General features: G+C 48.3%; 22 protein-coding genes. 12 read left to right on the forward strand and 10 right to left on the reverse strand.

Going from position 1 to position 21,350, the window contains the following annotated elements; translation table 11 throughout:
* The 5 genes from BM122_RS04455 to BM122_RS04475 all read right to left on the reverse strand — a co-directional run.
* Positions 1-170, reverse strand: a 170-nt coding sequence (locus BM122_RS04455) for an IS630 transposase-related protein (RefSeq protein ID WP_143083316.1), incomplete at its 3' end; no start/stop codon positions are given.
* Between the two features lie 19 nt (positions 171-189).
* A complete protein-coding gene (locus tag BM122_RS04460) occupies positions 190-789 on the reverse strand; it encodes a recombination directionality factor (protein WP_218151989.1) in 600 nt (199 codons plus the stop codon).
* 74 nt (positions 790-863) lie between these two features.
* Positions 864-1,877: a YqaJ viral recombinase family nuclease gene (locus tag BM122_RS04465; protein WP_074904049.1), complete on the reverse strand. Its 1,014-nt coding sequence runs from the start codon at positions 1,875-1,877 to the stop codon at positions 864-866.
* 90 nt (positions 1,878-1,967) lie between these two features.
* Positions 1,968-2,936: a DUF932 domain-containing protein gene (locus BM122_RS04470; protein ID WP_074904051.1), complete on the reverse strand. Its 969-nt coding sequence runs from the start codon at positions 2,934-2,936 to the stop codon at positions 1,968-1,970.
* A gap of 8 nt (positions 2,937-2,944) precedes the next feature.
* Complete coding sequence (locus BM122_RS04475) at positions 2,945-3,331, reverse strand: hypothetical protein (RefSeq protein ID WP_074904053.1); 387 nt, start codon at positions 3,329-3,331, stop codon at positions 2,945-2,947.
* A 1,428-nt stretch (positions 3,332-4,759) separates the two neighbouring features.
* Between BM122_RS04475 and BM122_RS04480 the strand changes: the two genes are divergently transcribed.
* From BM122_RS04480 to BM122_RS04495, 4 genes are all read left to right on the forward strand, one after another.
* Positions 4,760-5,986 (forward strand): YagK/YfjJ domain-containing protein, encoded by a 1,227-nt coding sequence (locus tag BM122_RS04480; protein ID WP_074904054.1) that lies wholly within the window; start codon positions 4,760-4,762, stop codon positions 5,984-5,986.
* Between the two features lie 1,491 nt (positions 5,987-7,477).
* A complete protein-coding gene (locus tag BM122_RS04485; RefSeq protein WP_143083317.1) occupies positions 7,478-8,728 on the forward strand; it encodes a hypothetical protein in 1,251 nt (416 codons plus the stop codon).
* Positions 8,729-9,303: 575 nt separating this feature from the next.
* Positions 9,304-10,074 (forward strand): MBL fold metallo-hydrolase, encoded by a 771-nt coding sequence (locus BM122_RS04490; RefSeq protein WP_074904058.1) that lies wholly within the window; start codon positions 9,304-9,306, stop codon positions 10,072-10,074.
* 510 nt (positions 10,075-10,584) lie between these two features.
* On the forward strand, positions 10,585-11,142 hold the full coding sequence (locus BM122_RS04495) for a hypothetical protein (protein WP_074904059.1): 558 nt from the start codon (positions 10,585-10,587) through the stop codon (positions 11,140-11,142).
* A gap of 23 nt (positions 11,143-11,165) precedes the next feature.
* Here the strand turns inward: BM122_RS04495 and BM122_RS04500 are convergent, their stop codons facing one another.
* Genes BM122_RS04500 through BM122_RS04520 form a run of 5 tightly spaced genes read right to left on the reverse strand, consistent with a single transcriptional unit; the run spans position 11,166 to position 14,053 of the window.
* Entirely contained in the window at positions 11,166-11,642 is a 477-nt protein-coding gene (locus BM122_RS04500; protein ID WP_074904061.1) for a hypothetical protein, read from the reverse strand.
* Positions 11,639-12,019, reverse strand: coding sequence for a site-specific recombinase resolvase (locus BM122_RS04505; protein WP_074904063.1), 381 nt, complete (start codon positions 12,017-12,019; stop codon positions 11,639-11,641). Before BM122_RS04505 ends, BM122_RS04500 begins: the two co-directional genes overlap by 4 nt.
* A complete protein-coding gene (locus BM122_RS04510) occupies positions 12,016-13,407 on the reverse strand; it encodes a recombinase family protein (RefSeq protein ID WP_074904064.1) in 1,392 nt (463 codons plus the stop codon). Before BM122_RS04510 ends, BM122_RS04505 begins: the two co-directional genes overlap by 4 nt.
* Entirely contained in the window at positions 13,404-13,859 is a 456-nt protein-coding gene (locus BM122_RS04515) for a DUF2924 domain-containing protein (protein WP_074904066.1), read from the reverse strand. The genes BM122_RS04510 and BM122_RS04515 overlap by 4 nt, the downstream gene beginning before the upstream one ends.
* Entirely contained in the window at positions 13,856-14,053 is a 198-nt protein-coding gene (locus BM122_RS04520) for a hypothetical protein (protein WP_074904203.1), read from the reverse strand. Before BM122_RS04520 ends, BM122_RS04515 begins: the two co-directional genes overlap by 4 nt.
* 160 nt (positions 14,054-14,213) lie before the next feature.
* Here BM122_RS04520 and BM122_RS04525 point away from each other — a divergent pair, with 160 nt between their 5' ends.
* The 8 genes from BM122_RS04525 to BM122_RS04560 all read left to right on the forward strand — a co-directional run bounded on the left by BM122_RS04525 (position 14,214) and on the right by BM122_RS04560 (position 21,345).
* Positions 14,214-15,359 (forward strand): XRE family transcriptional regulator, encoded by a 1,146-nt coding sequence (locus tag BM122_RS04525; protein ID WP_074904067.1) that lies wholly within the window; start codon positions 14,214-14,216, stop codon positions 15,357-15,359.
* Between the two features lie 60 nt (positions 15,360-15,419).
* The gene (locus BM122_RS04530) at positions 15,420-15,893 is read left to right on the forward strand and encodes a hypothetical protein (RefSeq protein ID WP_218151990.1); all 474 of its coding nucleotides are present in this window, start codon (positions 15,420-15,422) and stop codon (positions 15,891-15,893) included.
* Positions 15,894-15,963: 70 nt separating this feature from the next.
* Positions 15,964-18,243, forward strand: coding sequence for a hypothetical protein (locus tag BM122_RS04535; protein ID WP_074904070.1), 2,280 nt, complete (start codon positions 15,964-15,966; stop codon positions 18,241-18,243).
* Positions 18,244-18,363: 120 nt separating this feature from the next.
* A complete protein-coding gene (locus tag BM122_RS04540) occupies positions 18,364-18,627 on the forward strand; it encodes a helix-turn-helix transcriptional regulator (RefSeq protein WP_074904072.1) in 264 nt (87 codons plus the stop codon).
* Positions 18,628-18,637: 10 nt separating this feature from the next.
* Positions 18,638-19,129 carry a hypothetical protein gene (locus BM122_RS04545; protein ID WP_074904073.1) on the forward strand — a complete coding sequence of 164 codons (492 nt, stop codon included), beginning with the start codon at positions 18,638-18,640 and terminating at the stop codon, positions 19,127-19,129.
* Complete coding sequence (locus BM122_RS04550) at positions 19,126-19,887, forward strand: BRO-N domain-containing protein (protein WP_074904075.1); 762 nt, start codon at positions 19,126-19,128, stop codon at positions 19,885-19,887. The genes BM122_RS04545 and BM122_RS04550 overlap by 4 nt, the downstream gene beginning before the upstream one ends.
* On the forward strand, positions 19,887-20,693 hold the full coding sequence (locus tag BM122_RS04555; protein ID WP_074904076.1) for an ATP-binding protein: 807 nt from the start codon (positions 19,887-19,889) through the stop codon (positions 20,691-20,693). Before BM122_RS04550 ends, BM122_RS04555 begins: the two co-directional genes overlap by 1 nt.
* A gap of 19 nt (positions 20,694-20,712) precedes the next feature.
* Entirely contained in the window at positions 20,713-21,345 is a 633-nt protein-coding gene (locus BM122_RS04560) for a hypothetical protein (protein ID WP_074904077.1), read from the forward strand.
* Positions 21,346-21,350 lie beyond the last annotated feature (5 nt).

Raw genomic sequence — 21,350 nt, forward strand, 5'->3', positions numbered from 1 at the left:
AGATCAATCTTGCGTTGGCGAAACCCTTGAGGTTTACGATGGATGTTCTTAACCCAACGCGTCACGCTCGCCACGCCAACATCAAACCGGGCCGCCACCTCGGCTATCGTAAGTCCTTTTTTCTCTCTAACAGACAGGACTTTACGGCGGAAATCCAGTGAATAGGCCATCTTTAAATTATAATCAAAATTATCTGGTTGTGCTATAGCTTTGCAGCGTTGATTTCCCCCGTAGACGCAATTCCAGCGGTAGACAGGACAAGCGATTGCCGGAAATGGCCTGGAAATAATGCAGACGTGCGGCCAAAGTGCGAATGCTGTTAAAGCCAGTGGTACGGAAAATAAAAATTCCCAGAGGATCATCATCACCAATCACGACATTCAATCTGCCGTAGGGTTTACAGGCTCCACCTTTGGCAAGAGCACAGCCATCTGGCGAGGGGCAAGGAAAAGCAACCACCCCTTCTTCCGTTCTGCGCCGGCAGGTTTCACCATTGCCGACACATAATGGTCTGCCGGTATTTCTATCGAACAAAGTATATTCCGCACGGAAATTCAACTCCGGTTCATTGAACATCAAACGGATCGGGATACTGCGGATTTTTCCGCCCTGTGCCTTGCGCAAGCCTTCATCATACGGATGCGGCAGCCACCCTTCCCTGCTCTGTATCTGGCTGGTGATGGTAAATTGATCATCCTTTTCCGGCAAACGCTTGCCGTTTTTCTCAACGATCTTACCAATCGATATTCTTCCGAGTATTGGCGGTGTAATGGTTAAACCTTTTAGCATGCTATGCTCCTTTACGGTAGTTTGATCGGTCTGCCTGATCATGATCAGGCAGACGCATAGGTTTGAACGAAGAATCAGGGCGATTGAGGTGAATCAATGACGACAAACCGGCGGCTACCCGCTTTGCTCATCGAATAGCGCTGCAACAGATCAGGCTGCTCTTGAAGTAGACGGGTTACATCAAGGGAAACGCTGTCTTTGCTTTTTTTCCAGCTGACCTCCCCTGCTATGAACTTTGCCCGGCTAGCCTCGCCCATGACTTGCTGGATGGACTGTTTGTATTGCGCTTCCAGCTTCTGTAACTCCACCAGACGCTGGCGGACACTTACGAGATCAGTAAACGTTTTTGACAGGAGCGGATTCTGACTGAAATCCAAGGTAGCACCACTGTCTGCTGGGTACAAACAGCGTAAAGCCATTTCTGCCGATTCAGAACCATCTGCCGGCGGTGGCGTATCGGATTCAACGTAGTGCCAGAAGGCCTGCTCCAATCCAATCAGGCGGTCGATCAAGGCGTCATCCCGCTGAATTCGATGTATTTCAAGCTGTTGTCCACCTATTAACACCGCCACATCAGCCGCATATTTCCCGGTGACTGCTAACTGATGGTGAACCTGTAGCTGAACATACTCGGGTACACCCTCTTTCCACAGCTTCGCGCCATGAATACCGGCTGTTTTACATTCTAGAATTTGAACCTCACTAGAACCGATGACTTCGCGGTCGATGTTGGACAGCATCCAGGGCAGCTCGTGATGCTGCAGCACCGCATTGATGCGCCGTACCCGATAGCCAGTTTTCTGGGAATAATGAGTAGCCACAATCGGCTCCAGTATAGTGCCCCAGTAAAGCGGGCTTGCTTCATCCTGGGAATCGGCTTTTGGCAGATTGCCGTCACGACCTGTTTTCTCCAACCAAAGCTCTAGTTGCGATTTATAGGGATGCAAACCAACGGCAGCAGCGGCATCCGAACTGCCGATGCCTTGTTTTCTGATCGCGAGCCATTCTTCTCTGGGCATCGCTTTGGTACGTACCAGCTTCAAGGCTGCTTGAGCCTTGGCGGGTACATGAGTGGGTAGGATTGACATGACTTTCTCCTAATGAGATGACTGTATGCACAGAAACAAAAAAGCCAGATAAGCAATCGCTTATCTGGCTCTCTATCTCTCTTTCTGTCTTTAGGCGACTAATTGCAGCGCTGTATCCAGCGCGCGCTGTTTAAGGATGGCTCCCTGTCCGAACCAGGCAGAATCCAGCCGATGTTCATTGCTGCGCGCCCGCTTGTCATGATCAACATATTCGGTGATGGCATTGAGCAATCCCCAGGCAGTACCTCTGGCGGAATCCAGTTTTGCGCCACGTCCTTGCCCGTCATAAAGACCTTGCACCTTTTTCAAGGCACGTTCGTTATTTGGCAAAACCTGATCAGCCTTCTCTGGTTGGGGATCGCACAGCAGCTGCTCGAAATAATTGATCGCTTCGCGCGCCTTTACTTTGCGTTCAGTCAGATGGCGCATGCGATACATGAACTCATCCCAGCAGAAAACGGCAATGCCGAGCTGCTGCTTCACTGTCTGTGGCTCAAAACGGGTGCTATGCGGCACCTTGATTGCCTGGGCTGCTCCATTTAAGGAAACAGTAAGCGTGTTGTTGCAGACCACACGCACCGTAGTAGGGGTTGCTGTCGTCGCCAATGTGCCATCGCAGGAAGTAGCCAGCAGTAGATAGCCATTGACTCGGTCATTGCCTTTCAGTGCTGTAGCTTGTCCAGTCCTGGCCAGAGCCCAGAATTTCCTGCCTCCCTTCAGCACACCGGCTGTTTCCAGTTCATAACCGGAGTATTCAGTCAGATCACGGTAGAATTCCAGTACCTCGGATGGCTGCACAACCTGATAGCGCTGCGATACTACCGATAAGGCCGCTTTGTTGTCGGAACGATAAAGCACCTTCTGTTCCGGAAAAGCATGGATGGATGTCAGTCCGCCCAGTGCCTCAGTCATAAAATGTACCGGGGATTCTTTTATTTGCCAGTCCATGCCTGCCTGCTGTGCCCAGACTTCCAATGGTTGCTTGGGGCTTAGTCGATTGCCCAGGCCATGCCAGGGTGTTTGGCCTACATAAGCCATTTGTTCGATAAAATGTGCCATAAGTACTCCTAATCCATTAAATGGTAGTGTTTTACGCGAGCAACCTTTGGTCGAGAATGATCACGATGATGTTGGATACTGAAGCTGTGTCCGCATGACTGGCACAAATAGTTGTCCAGGATGCGTTGATCAATCATTTCTCCCAGCTTGGCCCCGGTGACACCACCTGTGACGGCACCGGTCAAGAGACCAAACAAAGCCCCGGCGATACCACCAACGGCTCCTCCTACGGGTCCTATGAAAGCACCGACTGTACGCCCCACTTGAGCACCTTTCAGTGCACCGGTGACACCATGGATGCCACCGCCAACTGCACCGATCGCCCCGCCTGCTTTTTTAGCTTCATCTTTGGTAGTGATACGGGTGGAGTGGCAATTTGGACATTGAATATTCATGAATACCTCCTGAATAGGATGAGCCCACAGACACGCGTCTATCTTGAAGTGGAAAACTGATGAACGGAGCTGAAGGCAATAGTGAAAAAGACATATCGCTCTTTGTGTGCGATTTGTTGGGTATAAGGAATAATTGATTTACCTAAAAATCAGGTAATTGACGGCAATACCCGAAGGCATGACCCAATAGAAATATGTGTGGTTAAAATTTTTTAGGAAAGGGATATTGTTTGGAGGAAACACTCAAGAGCATCAATCTATATGGCGGTTTTTTCTAGTAGATCGTTTCAACAAAATATATACAAATATATCGCTCGCTTTATCCCATATAATCCATATTACAATCAATAACTTGTATGTCAGATATACTCACTATATACGTTAAATCTTTTTATGAAACGATATACTAGTATGGATTGACAATTAGGACATTGAAGATTCATGGTCATACCTCCTGAAGTGAATTAGCCATCTGATACGTTTTTTCTATCTTTAAGTAAAAAGTTGACTCAACATATCTGTTGGCCGAGGTGAAAAAACTTAGCACTCTTTATGTGAGCGATGTGTTTTGAGAAGGAAAGATTGCTTTACTCAAAAATAAAGGTAACTACCAGCCATACCCGAAAGGTATTAGCCAGTAAAAATATGTGTGGTTAAAATTTTTTAGGAAGGGGAAATAGTTTGTGGGCATTGCTCACATAGTAGTCAATTGAGGAGCATTTTTTTGACGTACTGAGTATCTATACACGGCAAAAATGCCGTACAAAGATAATACAGATAAAAAATTAATCGTGTACAGAGTTAATTCATCTTCATGTACGTACTTAATTTATATATTATGAATATCAATAGATTATCGTTATTATAAAAAACTAACTGTTGGCAATAGAATTTCAATACGGCATGTAATCGAGGCCAATGTTTTATAACCATCCTAATAACCACACAGGAGCCATAGCATGGAAATTACACTAAGTTCAAAAATGGTTGCAACAGGGTCCGACTGTTCCTTGCAAACCCAAGGATAAACTAATGCCGTGATTCACACTAAATTGTGATTCTGGCGATATATCTATGTACATGACAATCAGTCCAAATAGATCTGGAAATCTAGGAGGAAAGATTAATTAGTTAACTGGAGTCTCAGGATATTTTGGGATACAGCAATTCGGGTTATTTATGTTATACAAAATATAATATTAGAAATAGATTCAGTACTGGAGCACACGCTAGGGTGTGGACGAGGTAGATTCAGCTGACTTGAAAGCTTGTCTGTTACCGATCATCTCCAACTCCATACTCAATATTATGAAATCCGAAGCAAGAACGAGAGCAAAGCAGGCAAGAACTATTTCATAATTATTCTCGTTAAGAACTGTACAAAATAATCCAGACGCTATTGATATTCCACTTTAGAGAGAAATAACAATGGTTGATATTACTAAACTTAATGAAGATGATCTGGAAATCTGTGACCGTGCCTTTAGAAATTATCTCTCTGATTATAGTAATAAATTCTGGATAAATCAAAATAAACATATCCGGAGCCGGAGGGCCCATCTGGAGAAGTTATCTAAGCTATCGAATGCGATGCATTCTCTAGAGCTTTTCTTGGAAGAATTAGCGACCAGAAAGAATCATGAAGATATGCTCATAACACCCGAGGTATGTAAAGACGCTTTATTACCGGGAGGTTATAAACTAAAAATACCACCTTGCCAGCAAGATTTTTTGAAATCCCTACCACTTTATGGTGACTTATCCCGCTCTTTATCCCACGACTGCCGCTATAGTGATGAGGTGGAGGTTTTTTTACCAATTTTTAAAAATTATTCTAATTTTGATGATTATCCTTTTAAATCCTTCTGCTGGAATCCTGATCTTAGCTTTAGCATGAACAAAGAGAGTCATGCAAAATATACTGGACTCATTAATGAATTCATCAAAGAGTTACATCAGAAACTACGAGAACCGAAAACCAGAAAGAAAATTCTTGACAGAAGAAGGGCCGTCGAAAACAACTCCCAAGAATTTATTAAATATGTTGATAAGCTATTTGAAAGAATTGCAGAGCATCTTGTATTACGGATTGATTTGGCGTATCAGAAAGGCCCTATTTTTAAAAATGTAAGTTTAGAAGATTTTGTAAAAGACCTAAATCGTTTTCACGCGAATATGCGACACAATCAACTTTTTGACCACATGACAGGCTACATCGTAAAGATTGAATATGGAGTGGAAAAAGGGGTACATGCCCACTTGTTACTTTTCTTTGACGCATCAAAACGAAAAAGTGATACTGATTTAGCTCAAAAGATCGGTGAGTATTGGCGTATTCAGATTACGGAATATCGGGGTTTTTATTGGAATTGTAATACAAGTGAAAATAAGAAAAATTTAGAGGCAAGAGGATTTTTAGGCATTGGTGAAATTCATGCAGAGGATAAAGCAAAAAGAGATAATCTGAATTATATTATTCGATATTTCTGCAAAAGTGAGCAATTCATTAAACCTAAAACTAATCAAAAAATGAAGCTGCTACGCAAAGGTTTACCTCCAAAGCAGAAAGGTCGGAAACGTGGAGCACCCAGGGCTTCACAGCGGAAAGTCCGATCTTCTGATCATATCAGCACCACACCAGTTACCTCAAGTTGATTCCCACTTTCGAGAGTTTCTTATGCTCAAGATGGGGATCTATAAATGAAGCTCTAAGCTTGCATTACACAGGTTTAAAGGCAGAATAAAGAGTGCATTCAATATTTAATAAAATCGGATTTGCTCGTCGGAACTGTGGGAAAAAGATTTTTTCTGGCAGTCACTTTTTGGATAGATGGGATGTGCTTAGCTTCACCTGCCCAATGTTCCGCTACGGCTAGCTTGTTTGCTAGTTATTTCCACTCTTGAAGAGTATAGACGTTATCGTTTGATTAGGGAGCGGCAAAGTTAAACTTTCTCCGCTTCATGAATCTCAGTTTTAACTTATTCCTTCTTGAGAACAGCTAAAGTATAGCTTAAAGCTGAGAATTAAAATAAATGCGTTAGAGATATTATCGAATCCCCATTGTTCGATTATCCTGATCACACAAGAGATCACCATAATTGCAAACCGACTCACAAGATAATGTTAATTATATGGAGAAAATTATCGATATTAATGTAAGGTGTATATACTCGTTAAGCTGAAGCATTTAAGTTTGATGGATGATCTGCAATTGTTGCCAATAGTGAAATATGCTAGCTTAAACTTGATCTAACAGAAATTAAAAATAAGCCTCAATTGAACCTGAAAATAAAAGAATAAGTTCGGCCAAAAGTTGCTATTCGGACGGACTTGATCGAATGGCCATGGAATGCTTTAATCCAATTAGCAAGAAACGGAAGGCCATGATCATGCGAATATAAATCCGTCATCTCGCCGTTGCTGTTTATAAATATAGTTGAGTGGTTGCGGACTTCAGTTCAATTCCCGACATCTCCACCAACAACCAAACCTCAACCATTCTCGGTTGGGGTTTTTTATTGCCCGTTTACCCAGTGTTGGCGCGCCTTCCAGCATTTTCCTCGCGAGCGTTACCTGCTTCATTTCACCATTTTTCTCCCCTCAACGGCCTCTCTGTTCTGTGTTTTCTCTATTTGTCACGCGAGCGTTCCTGAGACTGCCTCTAGCATTGGCGCGGGTTTCCGTTCAATGAGTTGTAGTTGAATATTGCTTAGCGATAGCGACCGAAGATGAATAACGTTAGCTCGACATAAGAATCATTACATTACGGTCGGAAGAGCTTGAGGGCATCTGATATTAAGCGAGTGTTTCTTCTCATGAATAATGGTGAAACTCTTTTCCAAAATTTTTATCATTGGCTTAGATTCCTTTTGCTGCTTTTCTTATTATGAACTCACGTTAATCTTATCTTCAATATCAACTTACTTTCCGCCCTGGCAGTAATCACAGGGAACCAGGCTATATCAAAACTGCTGAGTACACCAATGCATTGAACCGTACCAGCCAAACTATCCGATGAAATTACTGCTTAACCGGCGAATGTTTGGGCGTTGGCCGAATCAAATTTGTAATCGTCTGCTTCTGCCTGTTGCAGAAATCGCTGAACTTCTCAATTAATATTATAAGTGAGCGCATTATCAAACCAAATGAGACCTGAGGATGCTACCGATAATAATCGATGTGCAATGTGTACCCTTATAACGGCTACTCACCCTCCTACTGTTACCAAGGAATTCAGACTGCAGCCTGATGGCACGCCTGATAAGCAGACAACTGCACACGTTATTGCCGGCAGAATGGAAATTGTAGAGTTTACAGACCTTCAGGAATTCATTGGTCTACTCAAAGGTTTAAAAACGGATCAATGCCTCGCTTATGGAGTGCCTCCCCATAGTCCAGTAGCTCTTGTCACTGAAAGAGAGTGGGCAAAGAATGGATACCCTCTTTCACAAATTGCAAGGACCAATAAAACGATGAGCTGGCCGGCTGGTCCTGGAATACTAGTGCTGGACTATGATGCACCTAAGGATGGGAAAGCTGCACTCAGCCGTAAGCAGCTATTTCAAGCTTTGTTTGATGCATGTCCAGAACTTGAATTTTTCGAAATTGTCTGGTGGCCAAGCACCTCCTCCTGCATTTGGCATGGAGACAAAGAGCTGATAGGCATCAACGGGCAGCGGCTATACCTGTTGCTCAATGAAGCGCAGGATATCCCTCGGGTCGGGAAAGCGATTCTGACCAAGCTGTGGGCTCAGGGACATGGCCACTTCGAAGTCAGCAAATCAGGTTCACTGCTCGAACGCGGCTTATTTGACGCATCGGTATGGCAAACAAATCGCATCGATTTTGCAGCTGGAGCAAAATGCCATGGAGAGCTGACACAAAAACGCGGAGATCCTATATTACATAGCGGTTTAATATCTGGTCCGATTGACTCAATTCTTGCTATCGCTGATCCAAGCGAAGATGAAATTGTACTTGCTGACAAAAACAAAGTCGCTCAGAAATGGCTAGTTACCGAAGAAGTAAAGCGTAAACGAGGAATATGGCAACAGGAACGGCTTGAAAAAATGATCCATTTATATCCGAACATTCCCAAAGAGCAGCTTGAAAGAAGTGTTATTCGAGCAGTAGAAAAGCGGGATCTTTTTAGTGACTGGATGATCACAGTGATTGAAAATGATGTGCCTAAGGAAGTCAGTGTTTTACATATCCTGAACAATCCACAGCATTATCACGGAATGCTAACGCTTGATCCTCTCGAACCTGATTACGATCACGGGCGGCCCGTCGGCAAGCTTTTCCTAAGTGATTCTCATCAATGCTTACACTCATTTGCCCACGGCGGTGCAACATTCAGATTAAGTCGCACGCTCACCAAGAGCCCGAATTCGTAAGGGTTTTCTTATTAACGTGAGTTCGACATAAGAATCATCACGCTACGGTAGAGCTTGAGGGAGTATGATATTAAGGAATAGCTTCTTCTCATGAATAAAGAGGAAATTCTTTTTGAAAATCTTTTTATCATTAGGAATTCAAATCTCTTTTGCCGCTTTTCTTATCCCGAACTCACGTTAAATAAAGGTTAGCTTGATTTACTTTTAATAATCTATTAATTGCTGGTAAAAATACCTATAAATGGAAAGCTATAGTTTTAGATTCTTTAAAAGAATGGGATAGGAGTAAGCGAAACTGGATAAAGCACGATAAAACCCATGGCGGATACTCATAACCCGCGCCTTTGTCAGTCCATAAACGGCCGTCTAGACAAGAAACCCTATGAGATACCCTGCTAATTTTTTTAAAATTCCTTCTTTTCATTTCGCTACAACTTTCAGGCTAAAACCAACCTACTTGATCGGATACTTCAGTATAAAAGCATATAAAATGAGCCAATTTCTTATGCTTTATGAACAATTATATTAATACTAAATCTAAAAATGCTATCTCTACATACTATAGGAGTTCTTCCATGAAAATTAAGCAGATAAGGAATGCAACACTTAATATTGAATATGGCGGAAAAAAATTTCTGATTGATCCTTGGTTAGCTGAAAAAGGAGCAATCCCTGGATTTGGCGGTACTATCAATGATCACCTACGGAATCCAACAGCCGATTTGCCCGTTCCTATCAGTGAAATTGTTGATGTGGATGCGGTTATCTTGACCCATGTTCATCCAGATCATTGGGATGACACTGCCAAAAATGCGATATCTAAAGACATACCGTTCTTTGTACAGCACGAAGTAGATGCACAAACAATCCGCTTGGAGGGTTTCAAAAATGTCCGGGTACTCGAGGATACTAACGATTTTGATGGTATTACGTTAATCAAAACGCCTGGTCGGCATGGCGGAAGCGAAATTGTTGAGGATATGAAAGATTTGTTAGGAGAAGTAAGTGGTATAGTTTTAAAGCATCCGGATGAGAAAACGGTCTACATCGCTGGAGATACTGTCTGGTATGAAGGAGTCGAAGACAATTTAAAGAAATACCATCCTGATGTAGTTGTGCTTAATAGCGGTGATGCCAAAGTCATTGGTGAAGAATCTATCATCATGGGCAAGCAGGATGTTTATCAGGTCTATAATGCGGCACCTAACGCGACCATTATCGCCAGCCACATGGAATCGGTGAATCATGCCACGTTATCCCGAAAAGAACTACGAGAGTATCTAAGCGAAAAAGGCATGACTCAGCGTGTATTAGTACCAGAAGATGGCGAAGCTTATAGCTTCTAATAGGTTCATGGTGTTCAGTTATGAAAGTTTTTGTGTTCTGGTTGTGTAAAAGGATAAAGATCAAGGTAAAGCACGAAGTTAGATAAAGAACGTCAAAATCCGCGAAAGGTTCTCATCGTCTCCTCAGCAGCCTGCGAGTAGATACCTAGACAGGAAAACTTATGATATTTAATGCTAGCGATTGAATCATAGAATTAAGTAGAGGCAATTCAACCGTCTTGCTTGCCCCTTATCATAAGAACTGATAATGATGCCAAGCACGGTCACATAGATAGGATATGGGGAATTCTTAAAAGGATTAAATTTCTAAGTATGCTGAAATAAAATTGTATACAAATGTATTATTGTCTACCTGTTTGCTATCCCTTAGCATTATTAACATTAATGCTGTTGATCCATAGCTCTGCTTAAACTGCCGATTATCCTTGTTTTTTATTGATTGATTCGGCCGAGTGAAGGTCAGCAACTACTTGAAAAGTGGTCAACCTTACACTTTCTACGAGAAGATCAATGAAAAAGACAACTCTGCTAATTAATGTTTCCGCTATCGCTTTAGTGTATTTATTAATGCTGCCTGACCCTGCGACAGCTGACGAGAAAGGTAGCGGCACATTTAAATTCCAATATGCAGCAAAGTTTGTCTGTGGAGCAAACCTGACGAGAACCTCTCTTGAACACAATTTGTTCCTTCCCGGATCGTATACAACGGTGGTTAATATCTACAACCCAAATGACCAGAATGTGAAGTTTCGAAAGAAAATCGCTCTTGTGAATCAATTTGCACCGCAGCAGCCAGGGCCAGTATCTCAATTTATTGAGGAAGAGTTGATAGCGGATCACGCTCTTGGCGTTGGTTGCGAGCAAATAAATAATTCCGAAATTACGCCCTTACCGATTCATGGAAGGGTTGACGGATTTTTGGTCATTGAAAGCACCGAGAGCCTTGACGTCACTGCAGTTTACACCGCTGGAGGGCCAGCAGGAACGACCGAAGTGAGTGATAATGGCATAGTGCGTGTTGAGAGCATCGCCGTGGAGCAGATCAAGGAGCGTAAGATCTCCAGGTGAACTGGAATCATAAGTAGGGTAGCTTATGCTATACGCAGCATAAGTACCTGCATCTGTTCGGCCCAACTGCTGGGCCAGGGGTGGCGCATCACCTTCTCCAGCACGGCGTCGGGCGAGCCCACCAGCCATTCGACGACCTTCGGGGCCAACAGAGTTAGGCGCATCACACGGCGCACCTGAGTGACGTCCATTCCCTCGACATCCGCAATCTCTGCAACCGATGTCACGCGCTGTTCATCCAGCAAGCATTGCCAATAAAATGCCAGACCAAGAGCACGCAATAACGCGGAATCCTGCACTGATTTACGGGCTTCTCGCTCACGACATGCCTCCTCCAAGAACGCCTGCGGCGCATCCAGCGGCGTGATGACTTGCTTCTTGCAACCCCGTTTCACCAACGTCCACGGTACAAAGGTTTCCAACTGGACGCCGCCCGCCGGAACAGGTAGCTGGTAGATGACCGCACTACCGTCGATTCGTCCACGGTGTTTCTTGCTCATGTCTCCTCCTCAAAACGCTTTACCATCTGCCGCTGGGCTTCCCATTCTATGGGCAAGGGATTACGCTGAAACCAGATCAGGTTCATGCGAAGTGGCTGGCGCCCAGCCAGCAACAAATCGATGATGTCTGGGGCAAGCAAGGTCAACCGTAGTAATTCGTTGACTACTGAATGATGTAGCTTTTCTGCCCGGGCGATAGCCGAGCCACTCTTCATCACACCAGCGTAGATCAAATGTTGCCAGTAAAAAGCCCGAGCGAGACCTTCGAGCAAAATCACGTTATGGGCGTTATGCTCATCGGTAACGCGCTGCACACCTCGGCGATGCAATGTCAAAGGTACAAAGGTTTCAAAAGTATCATTAGGGAACTGACTCATGGGTTCTCGACCTCCAGCAACTCGGCACCGATCCCCTTCGGCACAAACTCGCCGAGCAAAGCGTTCCAGCCGAGTTCACGCCACTTCACCCTGATACCCTGCATTTCTCCTCTATGGACGAGATCGATGCGTTCGATCATCAGAGTGGCGATGCGATGGCGCTCAACCGGGAACAGTTGCTCCCACACGTCGTTGAGCCGCCCCATGGCCATCACGGTAGTGGCTTCGTCGACCTGTTTGCCGTTGCGCTGAATCTGGCGCACCACGGCTGTCACCGCTTCAGGACTGGTGAGTACTGTCCGAATCTGCGCAACGACTGCCGCCTCGATCTCTGGCGCGGGTAAACGCGCATAGCTCTTGCCAGATGCGCCGAAGCGGCTTTCCGATTTGGATACGTAATAATGATACTTGCGCCCGTTCTTGCGCGAATAGGTCGGGTACATCCGCTCACCAGAGGGAGCATACAAGAGGCCGCGCAGCAAGGCATCAGTGCGCGACCGGATCTTGGTTTCCACCGAGCGCGCGTGTCCGTCCCTGGTCAGAACAGCGTGAACCTTATCCCAAAGCTCCTGGTCGATGATCGGCGAGTGCACGCCAGGGTACCAACTACCCTTGTGCGATAACTCGCCGAGGTAGATGCGATTACGTAGCAATTTATGCAAATACTTCTTGTCAATGCGTGTGCCGCTGCGGGTCTGCCCTTCCTGCGTCGTCCAGGCCTTGGTAGTGATCCCCTCGGCAGCCAATCTAGCAGCGATCTGAGTAGGCGAACCGATGGTCAACATCTCCTCAAAAATACGCCGTACCACCGCCGCTTCAGCTTCGTTGATAATCAGCATACGGTTGTCGACATCATAACCTAGCGGCGGCACGCCACCCATCCACATTCCCTTGCGCTTGGCGGCTGCGATCTTGTCGCGGATGCGCTCACCGGTGACTTCGCGTTCGAACTGGGCAAAGGACAACAGCACGTTCAACATCAGCCGCCCCATCGAGGTCGTGGTATTGAACTGTTGGGTGACTGAAACGAACGACACTTCAAAGCGCTCGAATATTTCGACCATCTTCGAGAAGTCAGCCAGGCTGCGTGTCAGGCGATCGATCTTGTAGACCACGACAATGTCGATTTTCCTGGCGCAGATATCAGCTATCAAACGTTTGAGCGCCGGGCGCTCAGTATTGCCGCCGGAAAAGCCGGGATCATCATAATCATCCGCCACCGCTATCCAACCCTGCGAGCGCTGGCTCGCAATGTAGGCATGACCTGCCTCCTTCTGCGCATCGATAGAATTGAATTCCTGATTGAGCCGTTCATCCGAAGAAACCCGGCAATAGACTGCGCAACGTTTGCGTGCCTTGGTTGGGGCAATATGCGCAGGCTCATTCATTGGTCACCTCGCTTGCCAATCAGGCCAAAGAACAGGGGGCCACTCCAATGCGCGCCCGTGATGTGACGGGCGACCGCAGTCAAGCTCTTGAACGGTCGCCCTTCGTATTCGAATAATCCTTCGGCCGTGACTGTCACGCGGTGTTCACGCTCACCCCATTCACGCAATAGCACCGTCCCTGGCGCAAAATTAAATTCGCGTGGCTTGGCGCGCAACTTGATCCTGGAGTGTTTGGCGCCAATCGCCTCTAAACGCTCCCTTGTGGCCGCAGCGAGCCCGCCAAAGGCTTCCTCCTGGATTTTGTAGGCGATACGCGATTCGACATGAGAGCGATTAGGATACTCTGGTCGTCGCTTGAAATAACGGTCCCACAGCAGCCAAAGCTCGGACATGGGGAGACTTGGTAGTTCTGCAATACGCGCAGCTACTGATGATTTTGGTTTATCGTTCATGACAACCTCTCTTTTCTAGATAACGGGTTCGTATGAACGCTCGGGTAGGAAGTAATAGCAAGCTCAACTTCTTTCTGTTTGTCGCTTCCTGCCAGTTGCGTGCGCACAATGGCAGCCGCAAGGATCAGGGCGATTTCGCCAGCTCTCTGGCTGGCTGACATTTCGGATGGGTGAGGTAGTTCGAGGTGCTTCATGGTGGCTCCAAGGAATGGTAACAGCCACACATAGTGCATGGCTTCTTCCCAATAGGATGGCAAAAGAGAGCAACAATATGATTGCTTTTCTTATTTCGCAAGATATTTTTGCTTTTTTATTTTAGCAATTATAGAATGCCGGTTTAGGAGGGTCATCACCATGCTGAAAAATATCAGTTCAGGCACCAGTCAAAAGATTTCACAGAAGTTGATCGGCTATCGCGTCAAGGCTGCACGCGAGGCAAGACAGTGGACGCAGGATCTGCTCGCTCGAGGACTGGGACTAAAGGATCGCCAATCCGTCTCTGATATCGAGAACGGTAAGCGTGCGCTCAAGCCAGAGGAATTACTACTGCTCTCCGAGCTGCTGGAGCGGGAAATTGAATTTTTTATCGACCCTTTTGCCGTGGCTGGCGAAGCACAGTTCTCATGGCGGGTGGCCCCTGAAGTTTCCGAAGATCGTCTTGACGAGTTCGAGTTGAAGGCCGGTCAATGGATTGGTCTGCTGCGTTGGTTACGCGAACAGCGAGAAGGCCGGGCAAGCGTGCTCAAGCGTGCGCTACGTCTGTCGGCACAGTCGTCATTCGAAGATGCCCATGAGCGCGCCGAAAGTTTGGTAGCCGAGCTTGATTTGGGCATGATCCCGGCCGAAACGCTGATTGAAAAAATCGAGCAGGAGCTCGATATTCCTGTGCTGTTCGTCGATACGATCAATGGCGACGATGATCCGTCCATCTCTGGGGCAACCTGCCACATCGATCAAATGGGCGTCATCCTGATCAATCGCAACGAGAGTGAAGCGCGCCGCTACTACGATCTCGCGCACGAGCTGTTCCATGCGCTCACCTGGGATGCAATGAAACCCGATCATCGCGAATCCAATTCCCTCGCAGATCGCAATAAAGACAAACGCATCGAGCAATTGGCCAACAACTTCGGGGCGAGCCTGCTGATGCCGCGCGCATCACTTGACCAGCTGATTGATCCGAGTCGCGCCCACGATATTGCCCATCTGTGCGAAGTCGCTGCGCTGTTGCGGGTAGCTCCTGTGGCGCTCGCCTGGCGATTGTTCAACCTCAAGCTAATTACTAAAGATACTCGGCATGGCCTTTCCCGGCAAAAACAACGGCACTCGGCATCGGGTTCACCCAAACGATTCTCCCTCACGTTCGTCAAAATGCTATATGAGGCGCTCGACAATGGAAGGCTATCGGCACGCAAGGCGGCTAAAGCCATGGGATTAGGATTGGGGGGACTGACCGAGCTGTTTACTCAGTATGACCTCACCGCACCCTTCGAGCTGTGAGGTGGTTACGGTATGCCAAAAACCCGCGTGTTTGCCGATACCAATGTTATGCTGGAAGCCTTGCGGACAGACTGCTGGAGCGCAATCAGCAGTCATTTCGCACTCGAAACGGTCGAGAAGTGTGTGAAAGAAACGCTGACGGGCCATCCTGGTGATTGCCGCCACATCGCAGTTGCTCCCGCGAAGTTAAAGGCAGGCCTGGCTGGCCAACATGCCGTGACACGCCAGGATATCGCCTCACTGGTGCTCGCCCATCCTGATTGCAATACACTCGACGACGGAGAGAAACACCTGTTCGCATGGCTATTCGCGAACCATCTGTTGCCGTCAGACGCCATCATCGTCACCACTGCCGACAAGGCAGCTTTGGTGGCTTCTCATGGATTGGGATGGCTTGACTGCACGACTTCCCTGGAAGATCTCGCTCATCAAGCTGGGGTAGGTCGCACCAATCTCGCTGCGCTCGCATTGCAGTACCGCGAAGACTGGCTATCAAGCATTAAGATTAAAATTAGAATGGGAATCATCCCGTGATTATCGTAGCGCTGGCGGCGTTACCACTTCATGGGAGGCAGGCCACGCAACATTGTTCAAGGAGCAATAAGTGGCCAAAAAAACCCTCAGAAACAGCAAACACCTTGTCGAACTGATCGGATCGGCAACGCTACCCTCCCTCGCGCTGCTTGCAAAAATCGACCCATTCGCCTTCCTCAGCATCCTGGATGCATCGAAACCCGAGGATAGCGCTCGCTCAACCCTCATCGACGACTTATCCTTTGTCAAACGCGAAGCCATCACTATCGCTGATGGAGAGGCCGTACGTCTGCTACAGTTGCTGCGCTTTCGCACCGAAGCGCTCCTCGAATACGCCTACTCAGCCATTATCTTCGGTAATCACCCGGAACTCAGCACTTTTGAGCACACGGCCGATGCGATGACTCGCTTGATCTGGTTGAGGGTCAACGCTTCCCACATTTTCGATCAGATCGAAACCATCTATTTTACTCACCATTTCCACGGCCACAAGAAATTCCTGGGTTTCAGTGTACGAGATGGGGACGGGCGTGATTTCGTGTGGACCGAGGAAGTGTCACAAAAGCTGCACGAAGGGGTCGGTGAGATTCTGAAATTGGACGACGAGGCCATGGCAAACTGTGAAATCATCCATTTCGAAATGGAAGAGAGTGATGACGCCGGCAAACGCCGTCTGCACTATCTCGTGGTCTATCATCCCGGGAAGATGCGTGCGTTACGCCAGATGAAAGATCAGCGGCGTGATCTGCTGCTCTACATTCCTGCACTGGAAGCCACGCTGGTCTATGATGCGGCCGCAAACAAAGTGCATGTGCTGTCCGAGCGGCAAAGTATTGCGAAACGGCTAGCCGATCGGTTTTCGTTGATCGGGTTCGACAAGCCCCTCTCGAAGCAACCGGTAGATGCGATCAGCTATGAATTAGCCATGCTCAAGAATTGGGTTGATCTGAAGGCAGCCAAAGCAACTGGTGCACTGATCGTGGATGCCTGGGTATCTTCGTTGAGCGTGTCCCTCGGACATAGCCAGCACAGCATCACGCTGTCACTGGCAAACAGCGACGACATCTGGCGCGTGACAAGCGAGCACTTCGGTCAGCATAACCCGATCACCGCTTGCCGTTCCATATGGGAGGTCAAGCTATCGTTTGTCGTGCGCTTCGACCATGAGACGGAAACACGTGCATTGGACATCACGGTCGGCCAGCGCGGCTACTGCAACCTGCTCACCCTTCCGGATCCGAGGCTTCGTCGATGCGGCGAAGATATCCTGACTTCGCTCGGTGTGATGAAGCGCATTGAGCTGGCGAAGGTCGGTGAAAACCTCGCGCTGTTCCAGGCTGAAATGAAGCTGCTCGATTTGGCGACAGATGAAATTGACGGTCATTTGTTGAGCACGCTGAGCTTGCCCACCGCTGATCTCGTAGCCAAGGGTCTACTGAAGAAAAAGACCCCGGGCGACTACATTACAGTGCCAGTGGAGGATGACGACGGTCAAGCGGGCTTTCACCGACTTAAGGTGCAATCGAACAGCACCCGCACCTGGGCACAAGACGAGGTCAGTGGGCAACAATTTGATCTCACCGAAGGCGATCTGTGCCGCTATGCACTTGACAAATGGTATCTGCGCGAGCGGCTCGGTTTGCTGCTCAAGGATCAGTTGGTCGACAGACCCCTCAGCCCCGATGAGCACGAACCGTTCATTCTCGGCTACTACCGCATGGGGAATCAAAGGCTCCCGATTGCGCTGGTATCGCGGCTCTGGGAGCCCAAACATGCCGACAAGATGGATAGCGCGCTGCGCCAATCTAACCTCGGGCTCACCATCGTCTTGAGCACAACGGTAGACTCGCCTCGTCGCTTCCTGGGTCCGGGCATCGTAATCCCGGTGAACACCCTTCTGATCGAGCATGACGGCGAAGTCAGGCTTGATCTATCACGTATCGAGGGAGAGGTACGCCGCTGGCAGAACGCGGCTATAACCAGTGATACGCCCTACTTGATCAGAGAGGATGCGCGCAATGCGCTGCTGGTCGGTCCCTGGTCAGATCCGTGGACGCTTACGAAGAAGGAATGGGTGGATGTGGTCGCAGTGCTCGTGGATGCCTGGATGTCACAGAAAAAGAAATGCACCAAGCTGCAACTGGAGAGCGCAGCGAATGTGCCTATCCGTTCATTGGGAGAGTTTTTCCGGGGTGCGCCTGAGTGGAAAAACTACATCCGCGGTGCAGATGGTAGCAACAGGCCTCGTCTGTGGGAACTGAATATCGGCGCAGTCGATTATCCCATCCATGAATCGAACCCTTCCAATCATACTTACGAACGCACTGAAGCGCCTGGCATGGCGACATAATCACCATACAAATCAATACGTTGTATTTTTTGCGTAATTTCTGCGTAAATCCTGCGTAATATCGCAGCCCCGTCTGCGAGTTAATAGGAGCACTTCAACACAACAAAAGGAGTGCTTCAAATGCCAAATCAAGTTTCATCCGTTCAATCTGGCCAGAAAATCGTATGGCCACGCCAGAACGGTGCTACACGCATTGCCCTTGACGAAAGCGAACTCGCGGCTCGTTGGGGGCTGTCGGTCAAGACCCTGCGCCGCTGGCGTCAGGAACAGCTCGGCCCGGTCTTCTGTAAGCTGGGTTCCCGCGTCACCTATCTCATCTCTGAAGTCGAAGCGTTCGAGCGGCGTGTTTCGCGCTACTCGACTTCCGCTCGAGCATACCAATAAGGGGAAAGACATGAACGATCTGACCATCTTCCCCGCCGACATCAATGAGATGTCCGTGAGCCAATTGGCCGCGTTATTACCTGAGCAAAAGCACGAGATTAGTAAGAACCTTGATTGCGCCAGCGAATGGCTGAAAAGAGCTCGCGCCAAGTTCGATGCGGCGCTGGATCAGTGCTACAGCGAGCAAACTTCTGCCATCCGTCACGCATCCGGCAAGGATTTCGGTGTATGCCATCTCACTGATGGGTTATTGCGCATCACAGTCGATCAGCCTAAACGCGTGTCATGGGATCAGGCGCAGCTATCCCTTCTTGCCAAGCGTATCGAGGACTCCGGTGAGCATGTCAGTGATTACATCGACATCGAGTATTCAATTGCGGAATCCCGCTACACCAACTGGCCCACTCCCATGCAAGAGCTGTTCAGTTCAGCACGTACCGTAAAACCTGGCAAAGCAAGCTATCGCCTTGCATTGCTTAGCACAGAAGGAAAATCAGCATGAGCAATATTATTCCGTTCGAATTTGAAAATCATACCGTGCGCGTTAATCTCGATGCAGATAATGAGCCATGGTTCAATGCTAACGATATCTGTAAGGCGCTAGAACATGGCAATGCACGACAAGCGCTTGAATCCCATGTCGACAAGGATGATGTCCAAAAAATGGACGTCATCGATAGTCTAGGACGCAATCAACGCGCTAACCATGTCAATGAATCCGGGTTATATGCACTGATTCTTGGCAGTAATCTGCCAAAAGCCAAGAAGTTCAAACGCTGGGTGACGCATGAAGTATTGCCCTCGATCCGTAAAACCGGTTCCTATGCAGTGCCGGGTGCTCCCTCCCCGTTGGCGCAGCCGACGCAGGATCGCGTCAATGCGCTACTTATGATTGGTGAAGCGATCACCAAAGTGCCCGGCGTCAAGCCCAGCATCGCCATGGCTGCCACCCTGACCTGCATTCAGGAAAACACCGGACTTGCGATCGAAACCCTGCGCCGGGCGTTGCCCATCAACAATGAACCGATCTGCAGCATGAACCCGACTAGTCTGGGCGAGCATCTTGGTCACTCAGCACGGGCCGTGAATAGATGCCTGTCTGCACTGGGCTATCAGCAGCGCAATGAGCGTGACGAGTGGGAATTGACCGAAGCCGGCCAGGCATGGGGTGAAGCATTGCCCTATTCGCGAAATGGTCATTCTGGTTACCAGATTCTTTGGAATCCTGCGGTGCTGGAACAGCTGAAGGAGGTGGCGTAATGGCTCTACCGATTATCTCTGCCGAAGAACGGCTCAAGGAGCAGCATAGCGCCAAGATCGGTTTGATCGGTTTTCCGGGTACCGGAAAAACCACCCAGCTCAAAACCTTACCAGCGGACAAAACCCTGTTCGTCGATTTGGAGGCAGGCGATCTGTCGGTCAAGGATTGGACTGGTGATACGGTAAGGCCACGCAGCTGGAGTGAATTTCGCGATCTGGTAGTCTTTCTCGCCGGCCCCTTGCCTACTGCCACACTCGACCAATCTTTCTCGGAAGCGCACTACCGCCACGTTTGTGAAAAGTATGGCGATCCTGGACAGCTGGCCAAGTACGAGTACTACTTTGTCGATTCACTGACCGTACTGTCACGGCTTTGCTTTGCCTGGTGCAAAACCCAGCCGCAGGCCTATTCCGAGAAAAACGGCAAGCCCGATACCCGCGGAGCTTATGGTTTATTAGGTCAGGAAATGATTGCAGCACTGACCCACTTACAACATGTGCGCGATAAGCACGTCATTTATGTTGCCATTCTCGAAGAAAAAATGGATGACTTCAACCGGCGCTACTACCAGCTGCAACTGGAGGGCAGCAAGACTGCATTAGAGCTGCCGGGCATCCTCGATGAAGTGGTAACACTTGCCATCCTCAAAGCCGACGATGGCAGCCCCTACCGGGCTTTCATCACACGTGCTGACAATCCATACGGCTATCCGAGCAAAGACCGCAGTGGTCGGCTCGATGCCATTGAAGAACCCTATTTGGGCCGGCTCATCCAGAAATGCCTCAGCCCCACCCCACACATTTAACATTCAAGGATAAAAAACTATGAACCAAAACAACTGGCAAGACTTTAACGATGCCGAAGCACAACAAAGTGGATTCGATCTGATCCCCAAAGGAACGCTGGTACAGGTGCGCATGACCATCAAACCGGGTGGTTATGACAACCCGGAACAAGGCTGGGCAGGCGGTTATGCCAGCGAAAGCTTCGAGACCGGCAGTGTCTATCTCGCCTGCGAATTTATCGTACTGGAAGGCCCTTACGCCAAACGCAAGCTTTGGTCAAACATCGGCTTGCAATCGAAGAAAGGGCCCACTTGGGGACAGATGGGTCGCAGTATGATCCGTGGCATCCTTAACTCCGCACGTAATGTTCACCCGCAGGATAATTCACCGCAAGCCGTTAGTGCCCGGCGCATTGAAGGGTTCCATGAATTGGATGGAATCGAGTTTTTGGCACGGGTAGATACCGAAAAGGATGCCAAGGGTGAAGATCGCAACGTAGTGAAACACGTTATCGAACCTGATCACCCTGACTACGCCAAGCTGATGGGTGTACTACCCAAAACCAATGTCGGCGGTGGCAACTCAAGCACGCCAGCACAAGCTGCACCGGTCCACCCCTCAGCTACTCCGCAGCGCTCACCTGCCACTGGCAAACCCGCCTGGGCACAGTAAGGGAG

Source organism: Nitrosomonas communis (assembly GCF_900114745.1).
Classification (GTDB): domain Bacteria; phylum Pseudomonadota; class Gammaproteobacteria; order Burkholderiales; family Nitrosomonadaceae; genus Nitrosomonas; species Nitrosomonas communis_A.